General features: G+C 54.3%; 6 protein-coding genes. 5 read left to right on the top strand and 1 reads right to left on the bottom strand.

What is annotated here, in order from left to right; all coding sequences use genetic code 11:
• The 3 genes from ACOSYY_RS07725 to ACOSYY_RS07715 form a co-directional block, all read left to right on the top strand.
• Positions 1–401: HNH endonuclease (locus ACOSYY_RS07725; RefSeq protein ID WP_421661689.1), on the top strand; the 401-nt coding region annotated here is incomplete at its 5' end.
• Entirely contained in the window at positions 398–1,081 is a 684-nt protein-coding gene (locus ACOSYY_RS07720; RefSeq protein WP_421661688.1) for a mechanosensitive ion channel family protein, read from the top strand. The genes ACOSYY_RS07725 and ACOSYY_RS07720, both read left to right, overlap by 4 nt.
• Before the next feature lie 103 nt (positions 1,082–1,184).
• Positions 1,185–1,346 (top strand): hypothetical protein, encoded by a 162-nt coding sequence (locus ACOSYY_RS07715; RefSeq protein WP_421661687.1) that lies wholly within the window; start codon positions 1,185–1,187, stop codon positions 1,344–1,346.
• An 83-nt stretch (positions 1,347–1,429) separates the two neighbouring features.
• Here the strand turns inward: ACOSYY_RS07715 and xth are convergent, their stop codons facing one another.
• Positions 1,430–2,203, bottom strand: a complete 774-nt coding sequence (xth, locus tag ACOSYY_RS07710; RefSeq protein WP_421661686.1) for an exodeoxyribonuclease III — start codon at positions 2,201–2,203, stop codon at positions 1,430–1,432.
• A gap of 480 nt (positions 2,204–2,683) precedes the next feature.
• Here xth and ACOSYY_RS07705 point away from each other — a divergent pair, with 480 nt between their 5' ends.
• Both ACOSYY_RS07705 and ACOSYY_RS07700 read left to right on the top strand, forming a co-directional pair.
• The gene (locus ACOSYY_RS07705) at positions 2,684–2,947 is read left to right on the top strand and encodes a hypothetical protein (protein WP_421661685.1); all 264 of its coding nucleotides are present in this window, start codon (positions 2,684–2,686) and stop codon (positions 2,945–2,947) included.
• Positions 2,948–2,960: 13 nt separating this feature from the next.
• On the top strand, positions 2,961–3,571 hold a 611-nt coding region (locus tag ACOSYY_RS07700), incomplete at its 3' end, for a cytochrome-c peroxidase (RefSeq protein ID WP_421661684.1).

Genomic DNA, 3,571 nt, shown 5'->3' with positions numbered 1-3,571 from the left:
AGTGCAAAACGCACGAGTTCGACAACCTCATCGCGTTGTGCCCGAACTGTCACACGCGGTACGACAGCAAACAGATCGATCGCGGTTCAATGCGCATCTACAAGGCGAATCTCGCCTTGGTGAATGGGCGGTACAGTGACTTCGAGCGACGAATCCTTGACGTTTTCGTGCAGGCTCCTCACACGGCAAGCCTTACTCTTCCGGTTGGATACGAGCCGTTGTTGCACTATTTGATTCGTGACGGGTTGCTCGCAGAGCCAGTACTCGATTCGCGGCAAGGCGTGGTCCTCGGTGGTAGCACTCCAATCGCGGGTTTTCACGTCTACCAACTCACGCCTGCGGGGCAAGAGTTCGTTCATGGCTACATGCAGGCTCGTTCACTAGCGACAGAGGACGCATGAACAACCGATTAGCCGTGACGAGACTCGGGATGGCGATGGACGTCGCGAATCTGGTGCGCCAGTGGAGCCAAGCGCTGCTCATCACGTTCTTGATCGTGCTGAGTTTCTCTTGGGCTAAGATCCCGTTGACGATTTTTGCGTTTCTCGGCGGGGCATTTGCAATCGGAGTGGGATTCGGCGCGCAGACACTCTTGAAAAACATTATCAGCGGGATTCTGTTGTTGATCGAACGGCCGATGCGGGTCGGCGACCTGATTGAGGCCGACAATGTCCGAGGTCGCGTGACCTCGATCGGTCTTCGTTCTTCCACCATCAGAGACACCAAAGGAACGGAGACGCTGATACCGAACAGCAGTTTCCTCGAACGGGCGCTCACCAATTGGACATACTCAAGCCGTGTCGGACGGTTTTCTCTCCGGGTCGGTGCCCCATACGATATGGGCGCCCAACAGATCATGAATCTGCTTTCAGCGCTTGCCCTGCAGCATCCGAAAGTTATGAAACAACCGCCACCGCAAGTGCTTCTTGAGGAATTCGGGACTCAAGCCCGCATTTTCTCGGTGAACTATTGGCATGAAATCTCCCCTGACGTCGATCCCAGCGGAATCGCGAGCGAATTACGTTTCGCGATCGAGCAAAAATTCGCGGAAGCAGGACTGAAAGTGCTGCCGGCCGCATGACACGTAATAAGCGGCATTAAAGATTTCTAACTAGCTGTTAACATGTCGTTAATCTTGGGATGTTACATATCGTTCCAGTCAATATCGGCAAGGAGGGATGCCAATGACCTGTGTGAAATGCAAAGGATTGATGATCCACGAGCGCCAACCGGCAGTGTCGTCCAGTGCGATCGTTCTGCGCTGTCTCAATTGCGGCCTGCTCATTGATCCCTTGATTGAGCAGAATCGCAACAACCACTTGCACTTGCGAGCCAAGGCGGCCTAGGGGAAGGGGTGTCCTCGACCGGCCCGGAGAGGGGACCCCGTGGAATCCATTTTGCGCGGTCGGATTGGGCGTCGCGTGAGCGGTCAGATCGAAAACTCGGCCCACAAAAAGGTATGGTCTGAGGGCTCTTTCGCTCGTCGCGGCTCGACGTCCACATCCGCCTTTATGCATTTTTCGGCCAACGGTGCCGTGGCCATCATATGATCGATGCGCCATCCTTTGTTGGCCTCCAATGAGCTCGGCGCGCGGTAGTCCCAGAATGTATATTGTTGGCGTGTCGGGTAGAGTTTCACAAAGACATCCTGAAATCCCCAGGCAACCGTTTTTTCGTACGCATGGCGAGCGGCTTCGTGGTAGCAGACATGGTTCAGGTGTTTCTCCGGACTGTGGACATCCATGGGGCGTGGAGCGATATTCATATCTCCGCACCAAATAGCCGGGACTTGCGGTGACAGATGTGTGTTGAAGTAGTTCCGGAGGCGTTCGTACCAGGCGAGCTTGTAGGCATACTTCGGCGACGCGATTTCGAAGCCCTGCGGTACGTAGGTATTGACGATGGGAATTCCATCGATGAGAACTCTCAATAAGCGAGAATCCTCAGGGTCTCCTCCATCGTTGAATCCGTAAAAAACTGCTTCCGGCTTCTTTCGGCTAAGGATTGCTACCCCATTATAGGATTTCATTCCTCGAAAAGTCGTCTCATACCCGCTGGGTGCCAGTGCGAGCAATGGAAACTCGCTATCCTGGACCTTGGTCTCTTGGAGGCACAGCACATCCGGCTGATGCCGATCAAGCCACTCGAGTACGATAGATAAACGTTTGCGCAATGAATTGACGTTGAATGTCGCGATTTTCATCCCAAGCGCTCCAATGAATCGGCGCATCCTAACAAAAGCCGTTCAGGGCAACAAGCGGCTGGAAGTCATGTACGTCGCTCCGCCACCCTCTCGAGACCCGGCACCTTCAATCCTATGGACAGCCCTTCCGCCGGATGGTTTCCCACGAATTGCCCTCCCGTCCTTTCGCATCCGAGCGACTGAGGTTTGGGACAGGCAGTGAGGACTTATTGGCGGAAATGGATATGACCGGAAAGAGTGGATCGGAAGGAAACTCGCTATTCTTATCTTACACGACACCGATGAGTCACTATGGCCGGCGGACCATGACTGATTAGGGTGCTCTGTATCCCCTCAGTCTAATGGCTTATAAGAGGAGAGGTCCTTTTTAGAGCCTGGTGATTGCCTACGGATTGAGTCGGCAGCACGAGTCATGATATGACAGGCGCGCGTTGGTCCAATGGTGTCCAGCGATCCCAACAAGGAGAGAGGGAGAGTGCCATGAAGACGGCAGCTCGGAAAGCAGTGGCCGTCGATGAAGCGGTCGACAGATTGATTTGGGGATTATGCCGACGACGATCGATCTGCTCACTCAGTGTACGCAGACGCATGAGAAAACTAAGAGGATGCTCGGAAGCCCGCTGGAGTGTGATGGAATCGGCTGGTGCACAGGAACGGTTCAATATAGCAAAGGATCTGGTTGGATCGAAGGCACAACGGCATCAAGAAGCGGAGTTAAAGTTATGGATAATAAATCATGTGTAGAGAGGAGGGTGTAATGGCACGAAAGAAAATATGTGGGGGAGTAGCGCTGACCGGCGCGTTGGTATGTGGAATGGTTGCGATCATGCCGCTCGTCCCGATGCTTGGCGAGGAAGCACAGCGAGACAACGTTCTTGCAGCAGAACCTTCGGCCAACAGTGGGCCGTATACCCTGCCCACGCTTCAGGGCTTGGAAGATCCGAACGCTTTTGTGCCGGCCGACAATCCCCTTACGAAGGAGAAGATTGAGTTGGGGCGCATCCTTGTCTTCGATAAGCGTCTGTCGATGGATAACACGATTGCCTGTATGAGCTGCCACCTGTCTGAGAAGGGCTTTACCGATGGGAAGCCGGTCGCGACGGGGATCAAAGGACTGAAAGGCGGTCGCAGCGCGCCTGCGTCATTCAATCGGGTCTACAGCACGCTGAATTTTTGGGATGGCCGGGCGGCGACATTGGAAGCTCAATCGGTCGGTCCGTTTACGAATCCGATCGAGCACGGCTTTCCCAGCTACGAGGTGATGAACGCCAAGATGATGAAAATTCCAGGTTACAGGAAGCTCTTCAAGCAAGTCTTCGGCGACGACACCATTACGACGGAGAGGGTGGGCATGGCCATCGCCAGCTT

Source organism: Nitrospira sp. BLG_2, assembly GCF_049222245.1.
The sequence above is the reverse complement of the archived record's forward strand: the minus strand, read 5'-3'. Positions and strand labels throughout refer to the sequence as shown.